Origin of the sequence: Modicisalibacter luteus DSM 23508, assembly GCF_000378505.1 — a bacterium.
Lineage (GTDB): Bacteria > Pseudomonadota > Gammaproteobacteria > Pseudomonadales > Halomonadaceae > Modicisalibacter > Modicisalibacter luteus.
The window spans coordinates 79565-104145 of sequence record NZ_KB899992.1; the positions used below are offsets into that span (position 1 = coordinate 79565).

Consider the following 24581-nt stretch of genomic DNA (forward strand, 5'->3'; position numbering starts at 1 on the left):
TCGCCTCGGCGATGGAGGCCGAGGCGAAAGCAGTAAAGCGTCTTGGTGCCTTACAGCTCGAAAGCCGGCAGCTTGCGTTCTACTCGAGCCAGCTTCAGCTTGGCCACCTTGGGCAGACCGTTCTCGAATGGCGGAAAGTCCTCGCCCTGAATCAGCGGTGTCAGGTAGCGACGACAGGCCTCGGTGATGCCGAAACCATCCTCACGAATGAAGTCGCGCGGCATGAACTTTTCCTGGTTGGCGACCTCCGCCAACGGCGCCGCCTCGATGCTCCACTCATAAGGGCTGTCGCTGACCCGCTTGATGGCGGGCATCATGGCGTTTTTACCTTCGAGCGCCAGCTCCACGGCCTTCTTGCCGACTGCATAGGATTGCTCGACATCGGTCTTCGAAGCCAGGTGGCGCGCGGCGCGCTGCAGGTAGTCGGCCACCGCCCAGTGGTACTTGTAACCCAGATCCTGCTTGATCATGCCGGCCAGAGTCGGGGCAACGCCGCCCAGCTGACGATGACCAAAGGCATCGGTGTTGCCGGCGTCGGCCAGGAAGGTGCCGTCCTCATAGCGGGCACCCTCGGACACCACGATCACACAATAACCATACTTCTTGACGGCTTCTTCGACCCGGGCCATGACCGCGGCGCGGTCGAAGGCGATTTCGGGGAAGATGACCATATGCGGTGGTTCGCCCTCACCGCTTCCGGCCAGGGCGCCGGCGGCAGCGATCCAACCGGCATGGCGACCCATCACCTCGAGAACGAATACCTTGGTCGAAGTGGCACACATGGAGGCGATGTCGAGCGCGGCCTCGCGGGTTGAGGTGGCGATGTACTTGGCCACGCTACCGAAGCCCGGCGAGTTGTCGGTGATAGGCAGGTCGTTATCGACGGTCTTGGGTACGTGGATCGCCGTTAGCGGATACCCGAGCTTCTCGGAAAGCTGGGAAACCTTGAGGCAGGTATCGGCGCTGTCACCTCCACCATTATAGAAAAAGTAGCGAATATCATGGGCCTTGAACACCTCGATCAGCCGCTCGTACTGGGCACGGTGAGTCTCGATGTCTTTCAGCTTGTAACGGCACGAGCCAAAGGCGCCTCCTGGGGTGTGGCGCAGCGCGGCAATGGCGTCGTCGGATTCCTGGGAAACATCGATCAGGTCCTCGGTAAGGGCACCGATGATGCCGCTACGGCCGGCATACACCTTGCCGATGCGATCCGACTCGCGGCGGCATGTTTCGATCACGCCGCAAGCGCTGGCATTGATGACCGCTGTGACGCCACCGGACTGGGCATAGAAGGCATTGTACTTTGCCATGAGGGCTTCCTTTGCTCCTGGATTTTTTACTTAGAAAAGAAGGGGATTTGGGGCTTATGATAGCCGAAAGCGATACATGCTGCACGGCAGCAGCAAGCGTGATAGGCCTGGTTGCTGGTGGCTGTGTTGCCGGCCATGCTAGTCTCACGCGTTTGTAACCGTGCCGTTCAGGCCGAGGCATTGTCGTCACCTTCGGCGCCTGGCGCAACGCACGATGACGCTCGGATCTATAAGGCGAGAGGCCTCATGCACGTCCATATCCTTGGTATCTGTGGCACCTTCATGGGCAGCTTGGCGCTGTTGGCTCGAGAACTGGGTCACCACGTCAGCGGCTCCGATGCCAACGTCTACCCGCCGATGAGCACGCAACTCGAAGCGGCGGGCATAACCCTCTGCGACGGTTACCGGGCAGCCAATCTCGAGCCACGACCCGACCTTGTGGTCATCGGCAACGCCCTGTCGCGTGGCAACGCCGAAGTCGAGGCCGTGCTCGATACCAAACTGCCGTATATCTCGGGCCCCCAGTGGCTGGCCGAGCACGTCCTGCCGGGGCGGCAGGTGCTGGCGGTGGCCGGAACCCACGGCAAGACCACTACGGCCAGCCTGCTGGCCTGGTTGCTGGAGTCGGCGGGGCTGGCGCCGGGGTTTCTGATCGGGGGCGTACCGCGCAATTTTGGTATCTCGGCTCGCCTGGGAAGTGAGCAGGCGCCCTTCGTGGTCGAGGCCGATGAATATGACACCGCGTTCTTCGACAAGCGCTCCAAGTTCGTTCACTACCGTCCCGACGTGGCTGTGCTCAACAATCTCGAATTCGATCACGCCGATATCTTCCCTGACCTGACGGCGATAGAGCGCCAGTTCCACCACTTGGTGCGTACGATACCTGGCCAGGGGCAGTTGCTGGTAGCCGATGAAGAACCGGCGCTTGATCGTGTGCTGGACATGGGGTGTTGGTCGCAGGTAGGGCGCTTTGGTGGCAGCGAGGACAGCGACTGGCGTTTCATCCTGGAGCGTGACGACGCCAGTCGTTTCCGGGTGATTCATGGGAGCGAGGACGCTGTAGTCGACTGGGCTCTGACCGGTGAGCATAACGCGCGTAACGCACTGGCGGCGCTGGCAGCCGCGGCAGCCTGTGGCGTAGACCTGGCGCGGGGCTGTGCGGCACTGGCACGCTTCGAGACACCGCGTCGGCGCCAGGAGATCCGTGGCGAGGTGGCTGGCATCCAGATAATCGACGATTTCGCCCATCATCCCACGGCCATTGCAACTACTTTGAAAGGGCTGCGTGCCGCTACGCCGCTGGGCAGGCTCCTGACCGTCATCGAACCGCGCTCCAATACCATGCGTCTTGGCACGTTGAAGGATCGCCTGGCTGCCTGCGTGTCGGATGCCGATATCGTGTGGTGGTATCAGCCCCCTGGGCTCGATTGGTCGCTGGATGGCATCCTGGCGGCGAGCCCGGTCCCGGCCAGTCGTATCGAGGATATCGATGCGTTGGTCGATGCCGTGGTGAGTCAGGCGCGTCGCAACGATCGCATCGTTGTCATGTCCAATGGCGGCTTCGGTGGCATTCACGACAAGCTGCTGGCTGCGCTGGAGCGTCGGTATGGCTGATACACCTGCAGGCTTTGCTGCGCCGGTGACCGTTGCCATGACCGGGGCGTCGGGGGCCCAGTACGGGTTGCGTCTGATCGAGTGTCTGGTGGCCGCCAATCATGAGGTATGGGTAATGATATCCAAGGCGGCGCACATGGTCATCGCCACCGAGACCGACGAGCAGTTGCCCGCGCAACCGGCCCGGCTGGTCGAGGCATTGAGTGGTCGCTGTGCGGCTGCGCCTGGCCAGATCCGCTGCTTCGGTCGCGAGGATTGGATGGCTCCTGTTGCGTCGGGCTCTGGCGCGCCGGCCTCGATGGTCATTTGCCCATGTTCCACCGGCACACTGTCGGCCGTGGCGACGGGCGCCAGCAACAACCTCATTGAGCGGGCCGCAGATGTCGCGCTCAAGGAGCGTCGCCAACTGATCCTGGTGCCACGCGAGACGCCATTTTCGGCCATACACCTGGAGCATATGCTCAAGTTGAGTCAGTTGGGTGCAGTCATCCTGCCGGCAGCGCCAGGGTTCTATCACCGCCCCGACAGCGTCGCGGCGATGATTGATTTCATCGTGGCGCGGATCCTTAACCAGTTGGGAATCGATCATCAACTCATGCCACGATGGGGAGAACCGGTGTGATCAATCTGTCGCTGCTGTCTGTATTCATTCCCACGTTCTTCCTGGTCTCGCTGACTCCAGGCATGTGCATGACGTTGTCGATGGTGCTGGGCATGACCGTCGGAGTGCGTCGGGCACTTTGGATGATGGCTGGCGAGCTCGTCGGTGTGGGGTTGGTGGCAGTGGCCGCCGGTGCCGGCGTGGCGACACTAATGCTGCGCCAGCCCGAGCTCTTTATGGCTTTCAAATGGTTGGGCGGCGCCTATCTGGCTTATCTAGGCATCATGATGTGGCGCTCACGTGGACGTATGGCGATCCCTACCGAGCCGCGTGAAAGTACCTCAGTGTCACGTACCCAACTGCTGACCCAGGGCTTTGTCACGGCGGTAGCCAATCCCAAGGGCTGGGCCTTTTTCATTGCGCTGTTGCCGCCGTTCCTCGATGCCTCGCTGCCGCTGGCCTCGCAGCTGGCGATCCTCGTCGCCATGATCCTGACCCTGGAATTCTTCTGTCTGCTGCTATATGCCGGTGGCGGGCGCACCGCGAGTCATCTGCTGGCCAGGGGCGGCAGTGTGCGTCTGCTCAACCGCATCGCGGGGACATTGATGATCGGCGTCGGTGTGTGGCTCGCATTGGGATGATGGGGGCTGATGGCCAGCTAGGCTGGTGGAAGCCAGACGATACGCGCCATACCCAGCATCAACGAGGCAAGGCCCAGGGGAATCCAGGGCGGCCGTGCCGGAGGCTGTACCGCAAAGAAGTGGTAGCTGACGCGAATGAAGGCGCAGAGCGTCAGGCCTAGCAGGGCACCTCCCACCAAACCGCTGAACCAAGCAATGTCGAGCAACAGGCAAGCCAGACCCATGGCTAGGCTGACAAGAATGGCGATCCAATAGGCAATAGCTCGAAAACGTGACGCCAATGTTTCCGAGACATAGGCCGCCATTAGCCCGCTCAGCACAACCGAAGCTGAGATCAGTTCGCTGGGATAGTCTATCGTCGAGGTGTCGAGGGTTGTGCCTAAAGACAACTGTCTGAACAGGGCATTGGCCAGCGTGATGGCGCCGAGGCCTCCCAGTAAATGCAGCAGAGCGGCAATCTGCCCACGCAGCAGTAGCCAGAGTATCCATGGCAAAGCCAGTACCGTTCTACCCAGCACATCGCCGGCCTCGGCCAGCCACGCTGCCAACTGAAGCAGCAGGGGGCCGGAGAAGGCATCAATGAATCCCTGCAGTTGATGGTCGATGGTCAGAGGGGGGCCTTGATCCAGCGCCCATAAGGTCCAACCGCTCAGTGCTGTCAGGCTGATCAGCAACAGGACCAGTGAAGCCAGGGGAAACTCGCCGCCCGGATAGGAGAGGCGCAGAGTGTGCCAGAGCCGCCGCCGCCAGCCGCTCTGACTGGCGAAGTAGGCGAGGCGACGATAGATTCTACCTTCACGTGCCAACTGGTGGCGCAGCAGGGAAAAGGCTAGTGCGAGTACGATAACAATGGCGGCCAGCAGGATAAGCCAACGATCGCTGCCCGGAGGCAGGGTCAAAAACTGTTGCCAGGTGCGCCCCAGCAGGTAGCCGGGAAGCACATAGGCCGGTGCCCATATTAGAGCAGAGCCTACATTGGACCAGGCGAAGGTGATCGGCGACATGCGCATCATTCCCGCGATCATCGGCACAATGGGGCGCACCGGACCGACGAAACGCCCGATGAGTACCGACAATATGCCATAGCGCTGAAAGAAGCGTGCACCTCGGGACAACCACTCGGGATGCTGCTTGAACGGCCAGAGAGCCGGAATACGCTCACGCTGGGTGTAGCCGAGCAGGAAGCTGGCGCCATCGCCGATTACAGCGCCGACAAAGGCAAAGAGCAGGACCAGGGGTATCGACAGGTCGTAATGACCGGCCAGCGAGGCAGCAGCAGTCATCAGGACGACACCGGGAATTACCAGGCCGACCACCGCCAAGGACTCGGTCAGTGCTATCACGAGAATGACGACAAGCAGCCAGCCTGGCGAGGGAGCCAGGCCATAAAGCCAGCTCCCGAGATTCAAGGCGAGGGCTCCATCAGTTTGAGGCCGGCCGTGAGCAGCCGCTGTTCGAAATGAGTTGTGGTTTCTCCCGGATGAAGATAGCAAGCATGGATCCGGGCCTGTATCGCGCCAGTCTCGGCAAATACCTCACGGTTCAGGGCGCGCATCACACGGTCGCGGACAATAAGGGCGCCAGCCTCACCGGTATCCGGCAGCAGCAGCCAGAACAGGGTGGGCTGGTGCCGGCCGAGCAGGTCGTGGTGACGACAGCTCTCACGGATGGTCTGGCATACCCGAGCCAATAGCGTATGCAGCAGGACAGGACCGAACTGTTCATCTGCCATTTCCAGTTGTGGCAGGTGAATTACCAGCGCCGCCATGGGACGACGCATGGCGCGGGCGCGATCGACTTCCGCGGTGAGTCGTTCGGTAATGACTTTACGGGAAAGCGCATCACATTGAGCGTCGCTGGGCTCTGTGGCGCGCAGCATCGCTGCACGACGGTGTCGCATCCAACCGGGCAGCGTGCCAAAGCCGACCAGGGCGAGGTAATACAGACCTGTCTCGAATAGCGGTAGGTCGGTGCCTAGCAGGGCTAGCCAGACGGGCATCAGCGTCAGATTCAGGAGCAGCGCCGAGCCCAGAGGCAGCAGTAGAAGCGTGAGCACCGGCGGCAGGCCCATCCACAGTAGGGCGAGCTCCTGACGGGGGAGTTCCATGGCAATCAGCAGATAACAGCTGATCAGGGCCAGATAGGCTGAAAGGTGGCGGTAGTCGTGGTTGGCGAAGCGCAGGAAGATGGCACCTGACAGCAGCACGGACATCGAGGCGGGCACCAGGATGTCATTGTAGGCACCCATTAGGTAATGCCAGATCGCATAAGCGGCCAGCAAGACGGCGCCAATGGCATAAACCAGTACGAACAGAAACGATGGCCAGCGTTGGCCTTTCGTACGCGGCTTCACTTGTTTTCCTCAAGAACGATGACCGGCTTTTCCTGACGTTCCAGGGCGGCCAGTTGGGTTTCCAGCGACAATGCAGGGGCGAGCGTAATGAATCGCGCCTGAAAGGGAGATGGCAGGCTGGCGAGCAGCGTATTCCGGCGCAGGGTCGCTTCCTTGGCATTACGATTGATAAGCAGCGCGGCCAGAGTTTGTCCGTCGGCCTGATAACAGGACTCGTAACTGCGGGTACTGGCGATCAATGCCTCGGCCAGTGCCGGTTGGCAATTGCTTGGGGAGCGTAGCAGTAATAGTTCCCCGTGACTGCCCTCACGCTCACAGCGCATCGTTTCCAGGTTCAGGTCGGATTTTAGCTGGGCGCCCGACCAAAGCAGTAGGTGTTCCAGCAATCGGGTACGGCTCGATACGCCGCGCCAGAGCGTCAGTAGGCCCAGATGGCGTGCCAAGCCCAGCAGCATCAGGGCGACCAGCAGGAGACCGGTGAGGATGCTCTCTGCCGTCATGCCGGTAAGATGCGACACCTGCCACAGGCATGAGGCAGCCAGAGCGCTGTGCAACAGCATCAGTAACACCGGTTGCGGCATGGCGATGACTGCGGCCCATCCCCATAGCCACATGGCATGCCGTTCAGGGGAGAGCCATAGCAGCGACGTCAGCAGTAGCGCGAGGAAGGTGGGGGCGGCGGTATCGGGCAGGGCGGGTAGCCGACGATAGCCCACGCCGACACTGCCTATGCCTAGGCCGCACAAGATCAGGACCACCCGGGACAGGGTATCCTGGGGTGTCAGGGCCAGAAGCAGTATGGCCGTGGCCGTAAGCAGCAATGTGAGCCGATAGAGCCCTTCTTTGAACTTGCTCTCCATAGTAACTTACTATTGTTCCCCCTTTCGAATAGCGCACACTTTACGATACCTATCCTGTCTCCGACGATACGTATCTTCGGGTTTCACTGAAATAACGCTCCCTGACCACGCAACTGGTGGGGATGGCATGGAGTTTTCCCGGATGTCACGACACGCATTGGCTACCCCCGGCGACGATATCGGCGCCTACATGGAACAGCTCGGTGATGCGGCACGCCAGGCAAGTGCGGCCATGCGCCGCATCGATACCGGACGCAAGAATGCTGCTCTGCTAGCCATGGCTCGTCAGATCGAAGCGGAGCGACCGGCACTGATCGATGCCAATGCCCGTGACCTCGAACGCGGCCGGGCATCGGGCCTGGATGACGCACTGCTGGATCGGTTGGCACTGACCCAAGGCCGCATCGACGCCATGGTCGAAGGGCTTAAGCAGGTTGCTGCTCTCCCGGATCCGGTCGGCGAAATCGATGGGCTGCACTCGCGGCCGAGCGGCATACAGGTTGGCCAGATGCGTGTCCCGTTGGGCGTCATCGGCATCATCTACGAGTCGCGGCCCAACGTCACGGTCGAGGCGGCCAGCCTATGTCTCAAGTCTGGTAATGCCTGTATTCTACGGGGAGGCTCGGAAGCGCGCGAAAGCAACGCGGCAATTGCTGCCTGCATAGCCCGTGGCCTGGCCGAGGCCGGCTTACCGGAAGCGGCAGTTCAGGTCGTGGCGACAACCGATAGGGAAGCAGTGGGCTACCTGATAAGCATGCCAGAATACGTGGATGTAATCATTCCGCGTGGTGGCAAATCCCTGATCGAACGAATTTCCCGCGAGGCCAAGGTGCCGGTCATCAAGCATCTCGATGGCGTCTGTCATGTCTATGTGGATGCCAGTGCGGATCTCGGTAAGGCGCTGGCAATTGCAGTCAATGCCAAGACCCACCGCTACGGCACCTGCAATACGATGGAAACCCTGCTTATCGATGCCCCCGTTGCTGCCGGATTGCTGCCCAAGCTGGCGGCGGCCTATGCCGAGCATGACGTCGAACTGCGTGGCTGCGAGCGTACCCGTGAGGTGTTGCCGGGCGTGACGGCAGCCAGTGAGGATGACTGGTATGCAGAATATCTGGCCCCGGTATTGGCGGTGCGCATCGTCAATGGAGTCGATGAGGCAATCGCTCATATCGAGCGCTACGGCTCTCATCACACTGATGCCATTGTCACCGAATCCTATACATTGTCGCGCCGCTTCCTGGCGGAAGTCGATTCCAGTTCGGTGATGGTCAATGCATCGACGCGCTTTGCGGATGGGTTTGAGTACGGTCTGGGTGCGGAAATCGGTATTTCAACCAATAAGCTGCACGCTCGTGGGCCTGTGGGGCTGGAAGGGCTAACGACGCGTAAATATGTCGTGCTGGGTGATGGGCATGTCCGCGACTGAGTTTCGGCACGCCAGGGTTGCCATGCTGGGAGGAACTTTTGATCCTGTGCACCTCGGGCATCTACGTAGCGCTGTGGAACTTTACGAGGCTTTGAAACTCGATAAAGTGCTCATGGTGCCAGCCCGTGTGCCGCCGCACCGCGAGGCGCCGGGGGTAAGTGCCGCCGATCGGCTGGCGATGCTTGAGGCGGGCATCGGCGACACGTCCGGCCTGGTGGCCGATGGCCGTGAGTTGCTACGTGAAGGGCCATCTTACAGCGTCGACACGCTGGCCCAGTTGCGGGTGGAGCTCGGCGAGTCGGCACGTCTGGTCATGGTGGTCGGGCACGACGCTTTTCTCAAGCTGGCCGAATGGCATGCGCCCGAGCGATTATTTGATTTCGCCCACGTGGTGGTGATCGAGCGACCGGGACATGCTGCCGAGTTACCCGTGGCGCTGCGGGAGCTGTTGGCTGGGAGAGAGGTGGAGGATGCCGAGGCCTTGTTCGCCCAACCCGCGGGCGGTGTCCTGCGTCTGGCGCTGCCCAGTCGCATGGCCATTTCTGCTACCGAGGTGCGCCAGCGCCTGAGTGACGGCCAAAGCATCCGCTATCTAGTGCCCGAAAGGGTGGAAAGCTTCATTCAAACACGCAATCTTTACCGTTAACGGTGGCTATCGAGGTAAAATGCCAGGACGTAGTTGTACCTGGCTATTGGCTCCGGTAATCGCTACGTGTAGCCGTAAGTCAATCATGAGGAGCTATGCACATCGAATCGCTCAAGACCTTGGCGGTAGATGCCCTTGAGGAGCTCAAGGGACAGGATATCGCCGAACTCGACGTCTCGGCGTTGACCAGTGTCACCGACACCATGCTGGTGGCCAGTGGGACGTCGACACGCCATGTGGCCGCCTTGGCCGATAATGTGATGGATAGGGCCAAGGAGGCCGGTGTCCGTCCGCTGGGTGTCGAGGGGCATGCCGGCGCGGACTGGGTGCTCATCGATCTGGGGGATGTCGTGGTTCACGTCATGATGCCCGATGCCCGCCGTCTCTATGATCTCGAACGCCTGTGGGCCGATCTGCCCAGCGATGTCGAGCAGGAGGCGCGCGGGGGCCAGGCATGAAAATTCGCCTGCTCGCCGTAGGCAACCGTATGCCCGCCTGGGTTGAGCAAGGGGTCGAGGAGTACCGCAAGCGCTTGCCGCGCGACTTTGCGCTGGAGATTATCGAGATCGCACCCGGTAACCGCGGCAAGAACACCGACGTGGCTCGCGCTGTGGCCCAGGAAGGCCAACGCATGCGCGAGCGTCTGCGTGGTAATGAACGCCTCGTTGCCTTGGAAGTCCAAGGGCAGTCCTGGAGTACCGAGCGTCTGGCGAGCGAGGCAGATCGTTGGCGGCATGCCGGTACTGACGTTGCCCTGCTAGTGGGCGGCCCGGATGGCCTCGAGCCTGGGTTGTCCGCCAGTGCGGACCAGCGCTGGTCGCTGTCTCCCCTGACACTGCCTCATCCGTTGGTGCGGTTGGTGCTGGCCGAGCAGGTCTATCGTGCCTGGACGCTTTTGGTTGGACATCCCTATCACCGTTGAATTCTGATGTATACGTCTGTCCTTTTTCCCAAGCACGAGTCTGAGATGTTCTTCCTGCATGCGTAAACGCCGTGAGACCCTAAAGGACACTGAGCAGGAAGTTCGCGTCTTTCGTAACCGTTCACTGCTGGCTGCCTTGGTGGTGGTGCTGATGACAGGCGGGCTAGTGACCCGCCTTGTCTATCTGCAAGTGGTTCAGCATGACATCTATATCACTCGATCGGACAAGAACCGCGTACGCGTCGAGCCGTTACCGCCGACTCGTGGCCTGCTGCTGGATCGCAACGGTATGCTGCTGGCCGAAAACCGGCCGACTTACAACCTGACCATTGTGCCCGAGCGGGTCGGTGATCTGGAGGAGACGCTGCAGTTACTGGTAGATATCCTTGAGTTGCCCGAGGATCAGGTCGCGGTATTCAAGGAGCGTTCGCGTCAGCGTCAGCGCCCATTCCAGCCTGCCTTGCTGATGAGCGAGCTCAACGAAAAGCAGATTGCCCAGTTGGCCATCAACCGTTTTCGTTTGCCCGGCATCGAGGTCGAGGCGCAACTGCTGCGTTACTACCCGGATACCGACATCATGTCGCATGTGGTCGGCTATGTGGGGCGCATCAATGCCGAAGAGCTGGCGAATCTCGACAAGGGCGACTATGCGGGGACTCACTTCATCGGCAAGACCGGCGTGGAAAAAGAATATGAGGCAGTCCTGCATGGCGAGGCCGGTCTGCGCAAGGTCGAAACCAACGCCCGCGGTCGTGTCCTGAGGGAGCTGGGGCGCACCGATCCCTCACCCGGCAAGGACATTGTGCTGTCTATTGACAAGCGCCTGCAGAAGCTCGCCTATCAGTTGCTGGACGGGCGGCGTGGCTCGATCGTGGCCATCCAGCCGAAGACCGGTGAAATTCTTGCCATGGTGTCGTCGCCGGGATTCAATTCCAACCTGTTCGTGACCGGAATCAGTTACCAGGATTACCGGGGGCTGCAGAACGATCCCGACCTGCCGCTGTATAATCGGTCGATTCGTGGACAGTACCCGCCGGCATCCACAGTCAAGCCTTATGTGGCGTTGGCGGGGCTCGAGAATGGCGTCACTACACCCACTAAGACCGTCTACGACCCGGGCTTTTACAAACTGCCGGGATTTGACCGGCGTTACCATAACTGGTTGCGCTGGGGGCATGGGCGAGTCGACATGCGCCGTGCCATTGTGGTTTCCAACGACACGTATTTCTATAACCTGGCCCATGACCTGGGGATCGATCGTCTGGCGTCTTTCATGAATCGGTTTGGTTTCGGCGAGGAGACCAGCTACGACGTTTATGGCGCAGCCAGTGGCCTGATGCCTTCCAGTGAGTGGAAGCGTGAGCGTCACGGGCAGGTCTGGTTCCCTGGTGAAACCCTGTCGGTGGGTATCGGTCAGGGTTACTGGCTGGCCACGCCGTTGCAAATGGCAACGGCCATGTCAGTACTGGCGAACCGCGGTGAGTGGGTTACGCCGCACTTGGCCAAGCAAATCGACGGCGAAGCGGTCAAACCACCCAAGCTGAAGGAGGATATTGAGCTATCCAACGAGCAGTGGTGGAATCTTGTCAACGGCGCCTTGGAAGACGTCATGACCGGAAGCGAAGGAACAGCACGCCGCTCCGGTCAAAACCTGGCCTATCGCATGGCCGGCAAATCGGGGACTGCACAGGTTTTCACGCTTTCGAACGATGAGCGTTATAACGCGGCGGAGCTCGAGGAGCGCCTGCACGATCATGCGCTGTTCACCGCGTTCGCACCCATCGAGGATCCTAAGATCGCCTTGGCCGTGATTATCGAGAATGCCGGGGGTGGTAGTAGCCACGCAGCACCTCTGGCGCGTCAACTGCTGGACGCCTGGCTGTTACCGCACGATGAAAGCCTGGAAGCGGCAGCCGAAGCCACCGAGGAGCACGAGATTCATGAAACCGAATGAGTCGGCCCTGCTCCAGGCCAGCCGTGGACGCGCGATGAAGCGACGCCGTAGCGTGTGGGAGCGGATCCACATTGACCCCTGGTTGCTGGGCCTGCTGCTGGTGCTGTTGGTAAGCGGCCTGGTCGTGCTGTATAGCGCCAGCGGACAGAACCTGGCCGTGGTTGAGGGCCAAATGATGCGCTTCGGGGTAGCGCTGTCAGCGATGGTGATACTGGCGCAACTGTCTCCGACTACCCTATATCGCTGGTCGCTGCCGTTATACCTTGCTGGGCTGGCCATGTTGATCGCCGTGGAGATTATGGGGGACATAGGCATGGGGGCACAGCGTTGGCTGGTGATTCCCGGCGTGGTGCGTTTCCAGCCGTCGGAGCTGATGAAGCTGGCGATGCCGATGATGATTGCCGCTTACCTTCATCGCCGGCCACTGCCGCCGGGACTCAAGGACATTTTGGTATGTGGGATAATCTTGGCTGTGCCGGTCGTGCTGATCGCCAAGCAGCCGGACCTTGGAACGTCATTGCTGGTTGCCAGCGCCGCTATCTTCGTGTTGTTGATGGCCGGGCTCTCCTGGCGTTTGATTGGGTTTCTCGCCCTGTTGGCTGCAGCCGCACTGCCATTGTTGTGGCTCAACATGCACACTTACCAGCGTCAGCGGGTACTCACTTTTCTGAATCCAGAAAGCGATCCGCTGGGGGCAGGTTGGAACATCATTCAGTCGACCACGGCGATTGGCAGCGGCGGTATCAGCGGCAAGGGGTGGACGCAGGGCACACAGTCACAACTGGAGTTCCTGCCTGAGCGGCATACCGATTTCATTGTTGCCGTGCTGGGCGAAGAGTTCGGCCTGATTGGTATGCTGCTGATCCTGATTCTTTACTTGATGATTGTGATGCGAGGACTGATCATCGCCAATCGCGCTCAGGACACTTATGGGCGCCTTGTGGCTGGCAGTATCACGCTGACATTCTTCATCTATCTGTTCGTGAATGTCGGAATGGTCAGTGGCATCCTGCCTGTGGTGGGCGTGCCGTTGCCGCTGGTCAGCTTCGGGGGTACCTCCAGCGTGACCTTGCTGGCCGGTTTCGGTATTCTCATGTCGATTCACAGCCATCGTCGCCTGCTGCCACGTTAGCCGGCTTCCGGCGGCACTCGCGACCACGGTGTCAGAGATAGCGAATGCGCATTTTCAGGGGAGTCGCAAGACGATGAGGGGAGCCTTTGGTCAGGCAAAGCGGGCCCTTGCCACGCTCGTGTCGGGTAGCATGTTGCTGGCGGTGCCGGCATTCGGTGCCGAAAGTTTCGACCCGGGCAGCCATGAGGGCGCACGCGCCCTAGTCGACGAGCTAGCTTCCCAAGGGGTGGATCGCGACTGGTTGGAACTGGCGCTGAGTCGTGCCGAGTATCGCCCGGCGGTACTTGAGGCCATGTCGGGTGCTGCAGAACGTCGCCTGCGCTGGGATGAGTACCGCAATATCTTTATCAAGCCCGAGCGTATCGAGGCCGGTGTAAGTTTCATTGAGGCTCACCGTGAGGCTTTTGAGCGGGCCGAAGCCCAATACGGCGTGCCTCCGGAAATAATTGCCGCGATAATTGGCGTGGAAACCTTCTATGGGAGACATACCGGCAGCCATCGCGTCATCGACTCGCTGGCCACGCTGGCCTTCCACCACCCGCGCCGCGGAACGTTCTTCCGTGGCGAGCTGGCTGCGTTTCTGGAAATTACCAGCGAGCAGCAGGTCGATCCGTTGACCCTCGATGGTTCCTACGCGGGTGCCATGGGCTATCCGCAGTTCATCCCGACCAGCTACCAGGCGTATGCTGTCGACTTCGACGATGATGGCATGCGTGACTTGTGGCACAACCCGGTCGATGCGATCGGTAGTGTCGGCAATTATTTTGCTCGTCATGGCTGGACAGCTGGTCAACCGGTGGTTTCCGAGGCTACGGGGCCTGCCACCCAGCCCGAAGGTATCGCCTTTAATCGCACCGAAAAGCCCTATGTCTCGCTCGCCTCTCTGGCCGGGCAGGGTATTGAGCCTGTCGGCAGCGCGCAGGGGATGAGTGAGACCACCCAGGTCATTCCCGTGGCATTGGACTTTGCCGATGGCAAGCTGGAGTATCGCCTCGGTCACCATAATTTCTACGTCATCACCCGTTACAACCATAGTCATCTTTATGCCATGGCCGTCACCACGCTGGCCGAGCGTATCCGTGCAGCCATGGAGGGAGAGTCATGAACTCTCGTTTGCTGGGAGTGGGAATAGTCGTCTCGCTGTTGGCTGGTTGTGCTGGTGGAGGTGGCGGTTACCAAGGCGGACAGGAAGGTGGGGCCAAGAGTAGCGGTGGCGGCCGTTACGCCATGGATAGCGATGCCTATCCGGATCTGCCGCCTGATGTGTCCAACGTGCCGGATGCCGTGCCTCGTGTCGAGCCGTTGTCACGCAGCGGCAACCGTTCGACTTACGAAGTCTGGGGCAAGACGTATCATGTGTTGCCCAGCGCCGAGGGTTACGAGCAGGGAGGGAAGGCCTCCTGGTATGGTGAAAAGTTCCACGGCTATGCCACAGCCAGTGGTGAGATCTATGACATGTACAAGATGTCGGCCGCGCATCGCTCGTTGCCTCTGCCGACCTATGCGCGTGTCACCAATGTCGATAACAATCGCTCGGTGATCGTCAAGGTCAACGATCGAGGCCCCTTTCATGATGACCGTCTCATCGACTTATCCTATGCCGCTGCCGCTCGTCTGGGCATCCTGCGCAACGGCACCGGTCATGTGCGTGTCGAGGCCATCGACCCCGTGGTTTGGCAGGCCAACCAGAAACGTCAGCAGAAGCAGACATCGCCATCGAACTCGTCGGCCTCAAGGCTTGCCCAGGCTACACCGCCGGCCAATCATTCTCCGTCGGGCATGTCACAGGCTAGTTCCGCCAGTGCTAGCGCTGCCAGCGTGGCGCCGGCAGGCACAGCCGCTGCGTCCGGCAGCGCCCAGCCGGCGAGTACTGCCGCCCAGCCGGCAGCCCGCCAGACCGATACCGCCGGCGCGTCGCCAAGTCAGCAAGTCTATCTGCAAGTCGCGGCCCTCGGCTCGGCATCCGGCGCTCAGGCTCTGCGCGACCGTTTGCAGAACGAACTGGACAGCCCGGTGCGCATCGATAGCGACGAGCGATTACATCGTGTCCAGGTTGGCCCGGTTCGAGACTCCCTCGAACTCGAGGCATTACGCAGTGAACTGCGTCGCGTGGGATACGCGCAATCCTTTACCATTACAACCAGCGACTGAGCTGATCATCGTTCATCGACCCGAACCACGAGAAACCCCATGAGATTGCCTGCTTTACCGTTCCTGTCCTGGCGTCTACTTCCTGCCGTGGTCACGGCTTGTGCATTGTTCATCCAGCCTGTCCAGGCCCAGGAGACGACGCTTCCGGATACCATGATTCCTTCGCCGCCGGCGTTGAATGCTACATCATGGATATTGATGGATGCCAACAGCGGCGAAGTGCTTGTCGAGCACGATGCCGATCAGCCATTGCCGCCAGCCAGCCTGACAAAAATGATGACGGCCTACCTGGTCGAGCATGAGATCGATGCTGGCAATATTTCCCCCGACGACATGGTGAACATCAGCGAGAATGCCTGGCGTACCGGCGGGTCCCGCATGTTTATCCGTGAAGGAACACAGGTCAGTGTCTCCGACCTGCTCAAAGGCGTGGTTATCCAGTCGGGCAACGATGCGAGTGTGGCGCTGGCTGAGCATATCGCCGGGGGCGAATCGTCCTTCGCCGATCTGATGAATCAGCAGGCCAAGCGAATGGGCATGCATAACAGCCACTTCGTCAACGCTACCGGGTTACCTCACGAGAACCATTATGCGTCGGCACAAGATCTGGCAATCCTGGCCAAGCACATCATTCAGGATTTTCCCGGCCACTATCAGATCTATTCCGAAAAGTATTTTACCTACAACGATATTCGCCAGCCCAACCGCAATCGCCTGCTGTGGCGCGACCCCACAGTCGATGGCTTGAAGACGGGGCATACCGATGAAGCCGGTTATTGTTTGGTAGCCTCGGCCAAGAAGGGCGACATGCGCCTGATTGCCGTAGTGATGGGAACCAATTCCGACGAAGCCCGGGCTCAGGAAACCCAGAAGTTGCTGAGCTATGGCTTCCGCTTCTTCGAAACCTTCAAGCTCTACGAGCAGGGGGCCGTGCTCAACGAGCCTCGCGTATGGGGGGGGAGCAAGGACAACGTTCGGGTCGGGGTTGGCGAAGCTCTCTATCTTACCGTGCCCCAGGGCAAGCGTGACCAGATGACGGCGCAGCTCAACATTCAGGAGTCTATCAAGGCTCCGATTCAAGCCGGCGAGCAGCTCGGTACCCTGCAGATCAGCCTGGGCGAGGAGCGCGTCAAGGAGCAGCCACTCATTGCGTTGGAAGCGGTGGAAGACGGAGGCTTCTTCAAGCGTATCTGGGACATGGTGCTGCAATTCTTCACTGGCCTGTTCGACTGAATGAAGGCGGCCAGTGGCCTAGACCGCTGGCCGTTGAGTCTTACCAAGACGGGCGTCGTTTCCCACCGATGAAGCCGGTCTTGGTAAGAGGCGCATAGGTTGAGTAGAATACTCGGAAATGCCATTTGCCGAGTGATCCTATGACCGACAAGTCGCTGCGGGACCTCCGCATGTCGGGCTCGCCGTCGGCGCCACAGGCGCCCAAGGTTGAGTTTCCCTGTGATTATCCCATCAAGATCGTGGGCGACGCCGCTCACGATTTCCAGACCGTCGTGATCGACGTGGTCGAAGCGCATTCTCCGGGCTTCGACCGGGAAAGTGTGCGCGTCGTCGATAGCCGTAATGGCAAGTTTCAGTCGGTGCGTGTCACCATTACCGCCACCGGTAACGATCAGTTGCGTGCTCTGTTCGCCTCGCTCAAGGCCACCGGGCGCGTCCATATGGTGCTGTGATGGAGCGTGAGGGCGGGATGCCGCCAGTCTATTTACATCGATTGGGGCGCCGTCCCTATACCCCTGTCTGGCATGCCATGCGCGAACTCACCGATACCCGCAATGCCCAGACGCCTGACCAGTTCTGGCTGGTGGAGCACGAGCCGGTATTCACCCAGGGACAGGCTGGTAAGCCGGAGCATTTGCTCATGCCTGGTGATATCCCGGTAGTGGCTACCGACCGGGGTGGACAAGTGACTTACCATGGGCCGGGGCAGGTGGTGCTGTATCCGCTTCTCGATGTGCGGCGGGCAGGGCTAGGTGTCCGTGACCTGGTTAGCGCCTTGGAGCAGTCTGTGATCACTTTGCTTGCCGAGCATGGAGTGACGGCACATGCCCGTCCCGATGCGCCGGGAGTCTATGTGGCGGATGCCAAGATCGCATCTCTCGGGTTGCGGATTCGGCGCGGCGCCAGCTTTCATGGCGTGGCGCTCAATGTCGATGTCGACCTGTCGCCATTCTCGCGGATCAACCCCTGTGGCTATGCCGGCATGGCCATGACACGGCTCGTCGATCTTGTCGATGACTGCCCCGACACCGATAAGGTGTCCCTGCAGTTGGCCGAGTGTTTGGTTCGGGAACTGGGGCGGGAACTTGTACTGGACGGCTCCGTCTGCGTATAAGCGGTATCACTGCCTTCGTTTTTTCATCGCCTCGATGGAAGCTATACGGCCTCCACCGGCTCAGTGAGCCGGTGGAGGCCGTTGTGATGCGTTATCGAGTGTGGCTTGAAGGTGGTCTGTGGTGTTGTGCAATTAGCCGACGTTGATGGCTGCGATGCGGTTCGGATCAGTCTCTTGGCCGGGTACCTTGGCGGGGGCGGCCAGGCCGAGGTTGTTTTTCTCGAATACTCGGTCGGCCCGGTAGCTGGAGCGAACCAGAGGGCCGGACGGCACTTCCATGAAGCCCTTTTCCAGGCCCAGCACGCGATAGCGCTCGAACTCCTCCGGGGTGACCCAGCGCTCCACCGGCAGGTGATTACGAGTGGGCTGTAGATACTGACCCAGCGTGACGATGTCTACGCCGATGGCGCGCAAGTCATCGAAGGTTGTCAGGATTTCTTCTTCCGTCTCGCCGAGCCCCAGCATCAAACTGGTTTTAGTGATTACCTCGGGGCGATGCCGCTTGGCATGGGCCAGGACGTCGAGCGTCTTGCGATAGCCGGCGCGAGGGTCGCGCACGCGCTGGGTCAGGCGCTCCACGGTCTCAACGTTCTGGGCGAACACCTCGAGACCGGAGTCGACGACCCGTTCGATGGCGCTGGGGACGCCGTCGAAATCGGGTGTCAGGGCCTCTACCGCCACTTCAGGCGTGCGCGCCTTGATGGCGCGGATGCAATCGGCGTAGTGACCGGCGCCGCCGTCCGGGAGATCATCGCGGTCTACGGAAGTGAGTACCACATAGCGCAGCCCCATGAGTTCCACTGACTTGGCGGTGTTTGCCGGCTCCTCGACATCGAGCCAGCCCCGAGGATTGCCGGTATCGACGGCGCAGAAACGGCAGGCCCGGGTGCATACCGAACCCATCAGCATGATGGTGGCGGTACCATTGCTCCAGCATTCGCCCATGTTCGGACAGTGGGACTCGGCGCAAACAGTGCTGAGCCGATGCTCGGCCACGTTCCTCTTCACGGCGTCGAAGCGCTCGCCTCCGGGAATCCGAGCGCGTAGCCACTGAGGCTTGCGCCCGGTGACGCCGCCGTCGTCCTCGACTCGACTGCGCACTTTCATGCCGTCCTTGATGGCGGCTATGCCATGGTCATTGCGGTATTTTTCGCCGCTGGAGACGCGTTTGGAAGGGGTGTCGCTCATAGCTGTGAGCCTCTCTGCTCGCCGGCCGATGACGCCGAGACTGCGCTGCCACGGAGCCGCCGGGAGCGCGTCGGTCGGCGTTTCCAGGCAGCCTGGCACGTCGAATAATGCGTGTATCTCAGCGCATAAAATACCACAGGACACGCTATTCTGGACAGGCCGCCCAAGGGGGCAGAAACGGCGCCGGTCAGTGATCGGCCATGGGCAGGCAGACGAAACTAGGTCCCGGTGCGGGCTCCAGTGGCGCCTTGAAATGCGCGTTGAGTTCGGGCAGCAGTTCGCGCACGAAGCGCAGGAACAACTCGGTAACCGGGGTCGGGTAACGATCCTTGGGGTAGACGGTGCACCATGAACGCCTGAGCGGAAAGCCGGGCAGGTGCGGCGAGGCCAGCAGACCGGCTGCCAGCTCCAGCTGTACGGCCAGGCGGGGAAGAACCGCTACGCCGAGATGCGCCATGACACCTTGTTTGATAGCTTCGTTGGTACCCAATTCAATGGTATGTGCCAGTGACACACGCTCGCGAGCCACAAATTCCTCGAAGGCGGTTCGTGTTCCTGAGCCTGGCTCGCGCATCAGTACATAATGACGGGCGAAGTCTTCCAGTGATGCGGATTCGGCGGTGAGCAGGGGGTGCCCGGGCCATACGACGGGAATCATTTCGTTATCGAGGATAGGCATGAAGGCCAGGTTGGCGTCGTCGGGCACCATTCCCATGATGACCAGATCGTCACGGCGCTCGGCGAGCCGCTCCAAAGCCTGCCCACGGTTGCATACGCGCAGGCGAATCTGGACTTCCGGATAGCGGGCCCGAAAGCGCGCCAGAATGTGGGGTACCACGTACTGTGCAGTGGACACGGCCGCAAGGTTGAGCTCACCGCGAATGGTCCCGGCCAGTTCGGACAGTTCCATCTGCAGGCTGGAAACCTGGCCAAAGATGGACTGCACCGAGGCAGCCAGAGCATCAGCCGCCGGCAGGACATGAAGGGTTTTACCGGCGTACTTGAATAGTGGTTGTTCCAGCGCCTGTTCCAACTGGCGTATCTGTGCACTGACGGCCGGCTGTGTCAGGCCGAGCTGCTCGGCCGCCCGGGAATACGACTGCTGGCGATACACGGCCTGAAAGACCTGCAGTTGTCGAAAGGTCAGACGGTTGAGCAGATGGGGTCGAGACATAGTTACCCGCCTAGGTATAAGCCACACCTTATAGGTTGGCAAAAAAATATCAATTTTTCTATTGGTGTGTCCCCGGGTAGCGTAAAAGTTACACCTAGCGCGGTCATGGAGGCGGGCTATCCGGCCAGTTTTTCCCATGCCCGTTATCGACGCAACCCTGGGGGCAGCCGTGTTCCAGAAACTGCTGATTGCCAACCGCGGCGAAATCGCGGTGCGTATCGTGCGTGCGTGCGCCGAGATGGGCATACGCTCCGTAGCCATCTACACCGAGCCGGACCGTTTCGCCTTGCACGTCAAGCGTGCCGATGAGGCGCACTTCGTGGGAGACGACCCGCTGGCAGGTTACCTGGATCCGAGGCGTATCGTCGATCTGGCGCGTGAGACCGGATGTGACGCCATCCATCCTGGTTACGGTTTCCTGTCGGAAAATGCCGACTTCGCCCGTATCTGCAGTGAAGCAGGTATCGCCTTCATCGGTCCGGATGCTTCAGTTATTGCCAGGATGGGCGACAAGACGGCCGCGCGTGGTGCCATGCAGGCGGCCGGCGTACCGGTCACTCCCGGCTCGAAGGGCAACCTGAAAGATGCCGATGTGGCGCTGGCGCTGGCCGAGCGCATCGGTTATCCCGTCATGCTCAAGGCCACTTCCGGCGGCGGCGGTCGCGGCATCCGGCGTTGCGATACGCCCGACCAGTTGCGCCAGGCCTGGGATCGGGTGGTATCCGAGGCAACCAAGGCCTTCGGCAATGCCGATGTGTTCATGGAGAAATGTATCGTCGACCCTCACCATATCGAGGTGCAGGTGCTGGCGGATCGCCATGGCAACGTCATTCATCTCTTCGAGCGTGACTGCTCGATCCAGCGTCGCAACCAGAAGCTGATCGAGATTGCTCCTAGCCCCCAGCTCACCCCGGAGCAACGGGCCTATGTCGGCGAACTGGCGGTACGCGCCGCCGAGGCAGTCGGCTACGAGAACGCGGGCACCGTAGAGTTCCTCGTCAAGGGCAACGAAATCTATTTTATGGAGATGAACACCCGGGTCCAGGTGGAGCATACCATCACCGAGGCCATTACAGGGGTGGATATCGTCCGCGAGCAGATTCGTATCGCTGCTGGCAAGAAACTGGCTTTCCGGCAGGAAGACATTCGTCATCATGGCTTCTCGATTCAATTCCGTATCAACGCCGAAGATCCCAAGAACGACTTTCTGCCCTCATTCGGGCGCATCACGCGCTATTACGCTCCCGGTGGCCCCGGCGTGCGCACCGACACGGCCATTTATACCGGCTACACGATCCCGCCCTACTTCGATTCGATGTGTCTCAAGCTGATCGTCTGGGGGCTGACCTGGGAGGAGACGCTGGACCGAGGTATCCGGGCGCTCAACGACATGCGCCTCCAAGGGGTCAAGACCACGGCGCCTTACTACCAGGAGATCCTGCGCCATCCCGAGTTTCGTAGCGGGTCCTTCAATACCGGGTTCGTGCTGGCCCACCCCGAACTGCTCAATTACTCGGTGAAACGCAATCCCGAAGAGTTGGCCCTGGCCATTGCCGCCGCCATCGCCGCCCACGCCGGACTATAAGGAGCTTCCATGCAACAGACTCAACCTTCACGGGTTCATGTAACCGATGTGGTTCTGCGCGACGGTCACCAGTCGCTGATCGCGACTCGTCTGCGCACCGAGGACATGTTACCGATCTGCGCGAAGCTTGATGCCATTGGCTATCACTCTCTAGAGGTCTGGGGTGGGGCGACCTTCGATGCCTGCGTGCGCTTTCTCAAGGAGGATCCGTGGGCTCGCCTGCGCGAGCTTAGGGAGGCGCTGCCCAGCACGCCGCTGCAGATGCTGTTGCGCGGCCAGAACCTGCTCGGCTATCGCCACTATGCCGATGATGTCGTGGAGCGATTCATTGCCAAGTCAGCCGATAACGGCATCGATATCTTCCGCGTCTTCGATGCGTTGAACGATCTTCGCAACATGGAAACAGCAATGCGGGCGATCAAGGCCAGTGGCAAGCATGCCCAGGGTACCCTGTGCTATACGGTAAGCCCGGTGCATACGCTGGATATGTTCGTCGACCAGGCCAGGCAAATGGTCGATATGGGTGCCGACTCGATCGCCATCAAGGATATGGCTGGCCTGCTGACTCCTTATGCCACCGGTGAGCTGGTCTCGGCCTTGTCGGAAGCGGTCGATGTGCCGATTCACCTACATGCGCATGCGACCTCGGGGCTTTCATCGCTATGCCATCTCAAGGCCGTCGAGGCGGGATGTCGGCATATCGATACCTGTATCTCGGCCTTTGCTGGCGGTACCAGTCATCCTTCCACTGAGTCGATGGCGGCGGCGTTTGTAGGCACTGATTACGATACCGGCCTGAATCTCGAGGCGCTCAAGGAGGTCGGGGATTATTTTCGAGAGGTACGCAAGAAGTACGCTGCCTTCGAGAGCGAGTTCACTCGCGAAGATGTCTCGGTTCAGATCAATCAGGTGCCGGGCGGCATGATGTCCAATCTGGCCAATCAGCTCAAGGAGCAGAATGCACTATCGCAGATCCGTGAGGTTTTCGACGAGATCCCGCGGGTGCGTGCCGATCTGGGCTACCCACCGCTGGTCACGCCGACCTCGCAGATCGTCGGCACTCAGGCAGTCATGAACGTGCTCACCGGTGAGCGCTACAAGGCCATCACAAACGAGGTCAAGCGCTACCTGCAAGGAGGGTATGGTAAGCCGCCGGCCGAAGTGGACGAGGGTGTGCGGCGTCGCGCCATCGGTAACGCGCCGGTCGAGGAAGGGCGGCCGGCCGATCGGCTTTCGCCGGAAATGCAGCGTTTGTATTCAGATATTGGCGAACTGGCTAAAAGTGAAGAAGACGTGCTCACGTTTGCCATGTTCCCTGAGCTGGGGCGTGAATTCCTGCAGCAGCGGCGCGACGGAACGTTGTCCCCAGAGCCGCTGCCGAGCGTGACTGAAGCCAGCGGGCGTCCGGTGTCCGAGGGCACGCCGACCGAATTCATCATTGATGTCCACGGCGAATCTTACGAGGTTCAGATTACCGGTGTCGGAAGCAATAAGGGCGGCAAGCGTCAGGTCTACCTGACGCTTGATGGCATGCCCGAGGAGGTCGTCTTCGAGGCCAGGGATGCTTACGTCGGTGGTGCAGCCTCGGGGCGTGCCCAGGCTACGTCGGCGGGCCATGTCACCACGTCCATGCCCGGTAATATCGTCGATGTGCTGGTGGCGGTAGGGGACAGCGTCAAGGCCGGCCAGGCCGTGCTGATTACCGAGGCCATGAAGATGGAAACCGAAGTTCAGGCGCGAGTGAACGGGACTGTCCAGGCCATCTACGTGGCCAAGGGGGATCGGGTTACGCCCGGCGAGGTACTGGTTGAGATAGAAGAGTTGTAGGACGCGACACGTTTCTTCTACGTTAGCTAGCCCGGCCTCGTGCCGGGCTTTTGTTTTCGTCTGCATTGCCTATGCTGACTGCATGTATTTCTTGAGGGAGAGCGAGCGATGAACGCCAAAGGCATGCTTGAGGAGCTGATGAAACAGGCAAGTCATGGCACTAGTCAGGCCAAGCGAGGCGGTGTCGACATCGGCAAGCTTTTCAGCAGCAATGCGCTGGGCCTGCTGGTGGGAACCAAGCGCGGGCGCAAGATGGGTGGAAAGGCGCTCAAATACGGTGTCATCGCCGGCGTGGGCATGCTGGCCTGGAAGGCTTGGCAGCGGAGGCAGGCAACACAGACTGAAGCGGCTGCATATGAGGCGGCGGTCGAGGATGAGCCGCCCTTTGAACGCCTGCAGGATGATGTCGCCAAGGAGCGTCGTAGCCAATTGATCCTCAGGGCCATGATCGCCGCGGCCTGCTCGGACGGGCATCTCGACGAGGTCGAGCGAACCCAGTTGGGCGAGCAGATCGAAGCCATGGGAGCTGATGCCGAATTGCGGGCCTGGGCCGCACAGCAGATGCTATCGCCGCCGAGTGTGACGGAACTGGCCTTGGAGGCCGATTCCGGCCAAGCTGCCCGAGAAATGTATCTGGCGAGTGCCGCCATCGTTGATGACCAGAATCCCGCCGAACGAGCCTGGCTCGATGAGCTGGCCGCCGCGTTGAAGCTGGACGAGAGCGTCGTCAGGGAGCTGGAGCTGCAGGCGGCGGCCGTTAACTGAGCGGATCAGGATTCGCTACGCAGTGTGGCGCTGATCTTGTGTAGCGCCAAAACCGCGCTCGAATCCTTGTTCCTCATCCAGG

Annotated in this window: 23 protein-coding genes; 17 read left to right on the top strand and 6 right to left on the bottom strand. The window is 60.5% G+C overall.

From position 1 onward, the window contains the following. Positions 1-50: 50 nt before the first annotated feature. A complete protein-coding gene (locus F568_RS0106975) occupies positions 51-1310 on the bottom strand; it encodes a 6-phosphofructokinase (RefSeq protein WP_019017998.1) in 1260 nt (419 codons plus the stop codon). A 246-nt stretch (positions 1311-1556) separates the two neighbouring features. Between F568_RS0106975 and mpl the strand changes: the two genes are divergently transcribed. From mpl to F568_RS0106990, 3 genes are read left to right on the top strand one after another with little or no spacing between them, the layout of a single operon-like run. After that, positions 1557-2924 (top strand): UDP-N-acetylmuramate:L-alanyl-gamma-D-glutamyl-meso-diaminopimelate ligase, encoded by a 1368-nt coding sequence (gene mpl / locus F568_RS0106980; protein WP_019017999.1) that lies wholly within the window; start codon positions 1557-1559, stop codon positions 2922-2924. Further along, positions 2917-3546 (top strand): flavin prenyltransferase UbiX, encoded by a 630-nt coding sequence (locus tag F568_RS0106985; protein WP_019018000.1) that lies wholly within the window; start codon positions 2917-2919, stop codon positions 3544-3546. Before mpl ends, F568_RS0106985 begins: the two co-directional genes overlap by 8 nt. Further along, positions 3528-4166 carry a LysE family translocator gene (locus F568_RS0106990; protein WP_371827859.1) on the top strand — a complete coding sequence of 213 codons (639 nt, stop codon included), beginning with the start codon at positions 3528-3530 and terminating at the stop codon, positions 4164-4166. Before F568_RS0106985 ends, F568_RS0106990 begins: the two co-directional genes overlap by 19 nt. 17 nt (positions 4167-4183) lie before the next feature. Here the strand turns inward: F568_RS0106990 and F568_RS0106995 are convergent, their stop codons facing one another. The 3 genes from F568_RS0106995 to F568_RS0107005 are packed head-to-tail and all read right to left on the bottom strand — an operon-like array spanning position 4184 to position 7379. After that, positions 4184-5575, bottom strand: a complete 1392-nt coding sequence (locus tag F568_RS0106995; RefSeq protein ID WP_019018002.1) for a DedA family protein — start codon at positions 5573-5575, stop codon at positions 4184-4186. Continuing rightward, positions 5572-6519, bottom strand: a complete 948-nt coding sequence (locus tag F568_RS0107000) for a GGDEF domain-containing protein (RefSeq protein WP_019018003.1) — start codon at positions 6517-6519, stop codon at positions 5572-5574. Before F568_RS0107000 ends, F568_RS0106995 begins: the two co-directional genes overlap by 4 nt. Then, the gene (locus F568_RS0107005; protein WP_019018004.1) at positions 6516-7379 is read right to left on the bottom strand and encodes a hypothetical protein; all 864 of its coding nucleotides are present in this window, start codon (positions 7377-7379) and stop codon (positions 6516-6518) included. Before F568_RS0107005 ends, F568_RS0107000 begins: the two co-directional genes overlap by 4 nt. A 142-nt stretch (positions 7380-7521) precedes the next feature. Here F568_RS0107005 and F568_RS0107010 point away from each other — a divergent pair, with 142 nt between their 5' ends. The 11 genes from F568_RS0107010 to lipB all read left to right on the top strand — a co-directional run bounded on the left by F568_RS0107010 (position 7522) and on the right by lipB (position 17960). Further along, entirely contained in the window at positions 7522-8808 is a 1287-nt protein-coding gene (locus F568_RS0107010; RefSeq protein ID WP_019018005.1) for a glutamate-5-semialdehyde dehydrogenase, read from the top strand. Then, entirely contained in the window at positions 8795-9454 is a 660-nt protein-coding gene (nadD, locus tag F568_RS0107015; protein ID WP_026300381.1) for a nicotinate-nucleotide adenylyltransferase, read from the top strand. Before F568_RS0107010 ends, nadD begins: the two co-directional genes overlap by 14 nt. Before the next feature lie 95 nt (positions 9455-9549). Continuing rightward, entirely contained in the window at positions 9550-9912 is a 363-nt protein-coding gene (rsfS, locus tag F568_RS0107020; RefSeq protein WP_019018007.1) for a ribosome silencing factor, read from the top strand. Further along, positions 9909-10376: a 23S rRNA (pseudouridine(1915)-N(3))-methyltransferase RlmH gene (gene rlmH / locus F568_RS0107025; RefSeq protein ID WP_019018008.1), complete on the top strand. Its 468-nt coding sequence runs from the start codon at positions 9909-9911 to the stop codon at positions 10374-10376. The genes rsfS and rlmH overlap by 4 nt, the downstream gene beginning before the upstream one ends. 58 nt (positions 10377-10434) lie before the next feature. Continuing rightward, positions 10435-12330 carry a penicillin-binding protein 2 gene (mrdA, locus tag F568_RS0107030; protein WP_019018009.1) on the top strand — a complete coding sequence of 632 codons (1896 nt, stop codon included), beginning with the start codon at positions 10435-10437 and terminating at the stop codon, positions 12328-12330. After that, positions 12317-13462, top strand: coding sequence for a rod shape-determining protein RodA (rodA, locus tag F568_RS0107035; protein WP_019018010.1), 1146 nt, complete (start codon positions 12317-12319; stop codon positions 13460-13462). Before mrdA ends, rodA begins: the two co-directional genes overlap by 14 nt. Positions 13463-13535: 73 nt before the next feature. Next, a complete protein-coding gene (gene mltB, locus F568_RS0107040) occupies positions 13536-14567 on the top strand; it encodes a lytic murein transglycosylase B (RefSeq protein ID WP_019018011.1) in 1032 nt (343 codons plus the stop codon). Continuing rightward, positions 14564-15613 carry a septal ring lytic transglycosylase RlpA family protein gene (locus tag F568_RS0107045; protein WP_019018012.1) on the top strand — a complete coding sequence of 350 codons (1050 nt, stop codon included), beginning with the start codon at positions 14564-14566 and terminating at the stop codon, positions 15611-15613. The genes mltB and F568_RS0107045 overlap by 4 nt, the downstream gene beginning before the upstream one ends. A gap of 39 nt (positions 15614-15652) precedes the next feature. Then, positions 15653-16846 carry a D-alanyl-D-alanine carboxypeptidase family protein gene (locus F568_RS0107050; RefSeq protein WP_019018013.1) on the top strand — a complete coding sequence of 398 codons (1194 nt, stop codon included), beginning with the start codon at positions 15653-15655 and terminating at the stop codon, positions 16844-16846. A 140-nt stretch (positions 16847-16986) separates the two neighbouring features. Next, positions 16987-17298: an HP0495 family protein gene (locus tag F568_RS0107055; RefSeq protein ID WP_019018014.1), complete on the top strand. Its 312-nt coding sequence runs from the start codon at positions 16987-16989 to the stop codon at positions 17296-17298. Beyond that, positions 17298-17960 (top strand): lipoyl(octanoyl) transferase LipB, encoded by a 663-nt coding sequence (lipB, locus tag F568_RS0107060; RefSeq protein WP_019018015.1) that lies wholly within the window; start codon positions 17298-17300, stop codon positions 17958-17960. Before F568_RS0107055 ends, lipB begins: the two co-directional genes overlap by 1 nt. A gap of 132 nt (positions 17961-18092) precedes the next feature. Here lipB and lipA read toward each other — a convergent pair whose 3' ends face one another. Together lipA and F568_RS0107070 are read right to left on the bottom strand one after the other, a co-directional pair. Beyond that, a complete protein-coding gene (lipA, locus tag F568_RS0107065) occupies positions 18093-19148 on the bottom strand; it encodes a lipoyl synthase (protein ID WP_019018016.1) in 1056 nt (351 codons plus the stop codon). Positions 19149-19335: 187 nt separating this feature from the next. Then, positions 19336-20322, bottom strand: a complete 987-nt coding sequence (locus F568_RS0107070) for a LysR family transcriptional regulator (RefSeq protein ID WP_019018017.1) — start codon at positions 20320-20322, stop codon at positions 19336-19338. A gap of 169 nt (positions 20323-20491) precedes the next feature. On the opposite strand from F568_RS0107070, the gene F568_RS0107075 reads away from it, so the two are divergent. The 3 genes from F568_RS0107075 to F568_RS0107085 all read left to right on the top strand — a co-directional run bounded on the left by F568_RS0107075 (position 20492) and on the right by F568_RS0107085 (position 24499). Then, positions 20492-21907 (top strand): acetyl-CoA carboxylase biotin carboxylase subunit, encoded by a 1416-nt coding sequence (locus F568_RS0107075; RefSeq protein WP_026300383.1) that lies wholly within the window; start codon positions 20492-20494, stop codon positions 21905-21907. Positions 21908-21916: 9 nt separating this feature from the next. Then, a complete protein-coding gene (gene oadA / locus F568_RS0107080; RefSeq protein WP_019018019.1) occupies positions 21917-23734 on the top strand; it encodes a sodium-extruding oxaloacetate decarboxylase subunit alpha in 1818 nt (605 codons plus the stop codon). Between the two features lie 108 nt (positions 23735-23842). Continuing rightward, positions 23843-24499, top strand: coding sequence for a tellurite resistance TerB family protein (locus tag F568_RS0107085; protein WP_019018020.1), 657 nt, complete (start codon positions 23843-23845; stop codon positions 24497-24499). Positions 24500-24581 lie beyond the last annotated feature (82 nt).

Excerpts from the sequence above, each read along its gene's own strand:
- F568_RS0106975 (WP_019017998.1), bottom strand. The coding sequence starts at position 1,310 with ATGGCAAAGTACAATGCCTTCTATGCCCAGTCCGGTGGCGTCACAGCG.
- mpl (WP_019017999.1), top strand. The coding sequence starts at position 1,557 with ATGCACGTCCATATCCTTGGTATCTGTGGCACCTTCATGGGCAGCTTG.
- F568_RS0106985 (WP_019018000.1), top strand. The coding sequence starts at position 2,917 with ATGGCTGATACACCTGCAGGCTTTGCTGCGCCGGTGACCGTTGCCATG.
- F568_RS0106990 (WP_371827859.1), top strand. The coding sequence starts at position 3,528 with ATGGGGAGAACCGGTGTGATCAATCTGTCGCTGCTGTCTGTATTCATT.
- F568_RS0107005 (WP_019018004.1), bottom strand. The coding sequence starts at position 7,379 with ATGGAGAGCAAGTTCAAAGAAGGGCTCTATCGGCTCACATTGCTGCTT.
- F568_RS0107010 (WP_019018005.1), top strand. The coding sequence starts at position 7,522 with ATGTCACGACACGCATTGGCTACCCCCGGCGACGATATCGGCGCCTAC.
- nadD (WP_026300381.1), top strand. The coding sequence starts at position 8,795 with ATGTCCGCGACTGAGTTTCGGCACGCCAGGGTTGCCATGCTGGGAGGA.
- rsfS (WP_019018007.1), top strand. The coding sequence starts at position 9,550 with ATGCACATCGAATCGCTCAAGACCTTGGCGGTAGATGCCCTTGAGGAG.
- rlmH (WP_019018008.1), top strand. The coding sequence starts at position 9,909 with ATGAAAATTCGCCTGCTCGCCGTAGGCAACCGTATGCCCGCCTGGGTT.
- mrdA (WP_019018009.1), top strand. The coding sequence starts at position 10,435 with ATGCGTAAACGCCGTGAGACCCTAAAGGACACTGAGCAGGAAGTTCGC.
- rodA (WP_019018010.1), top strand. The coding sequence starts at position 12,317 with ATGAAACCGAATGAGTCGGCCCTGCTCCAGGCCAGCCGTGGACGCGCG.
- mltB (WP_019018011.1), top strand. The coding sequence starts at position 13,536 with ATGAGGGGAGCCTTTGGTCAGGCAAAGCGGGCCCTTGCCACGCTCGTG.
- F568_RS0107045 (WP_019018012.1), top strand. The coding sequence starts at position 14,564 with ATGAACTCTCGTTTGCTGGGAGTGGGAATAGTCGTCTCGCTGTTGGCT.
- F568_RS0107050 (WP_019018013.1), top strand. The coding sequence starts at position 15,653 with ATGAGATTGCCTGCTTTACCGTTCCTGTCCTGGCGTCTACTTCCTGCC.
- F568_RS0107055 (WP_019018014.1), top strand. The coding sequence starts at position 16,987 with ATGACCGACAAGTCGCTGCGGGACCTCCGCATGTCGGGCTCGCCGTCG.
- lipB (WP_019018015.1), top strand. The coding sequence starts at position 17,298 with ATGGAGCGTGAGGGCGGGATGCCGCCAGTCTATTTACATCGATTGGGG.
- lipA (WP_019018016.1), bottom strand. The coding sequence starts at position 19,148 with ATGAGCGACACCCCTTCCAAACGCGTCTCCAGCGGCGAAAAATACCGC.
- F568_RS0107070 (WP_019018017.1), bottom strand. The coding sequence starts at position 20,322 with ATGTCTCGACCCCATCTGCTCAACCGTCTGACCTTTCGACAACTGCAG.
- oadA (WP_019018019.1), top strand. The coding sequence starts at position 21,917 with ATGCAACAGACTCAACCTTCACGGGTTCATGTAACCGATGTGGTTCTG.
- F568_RS0107085 (WP_019018020.1), top strand. The coding sequence starts at position 23,843 with ATGAACGCCAAAGGCATGCTTGAGGAGCTGATGAAACAGGCAAGTCAT.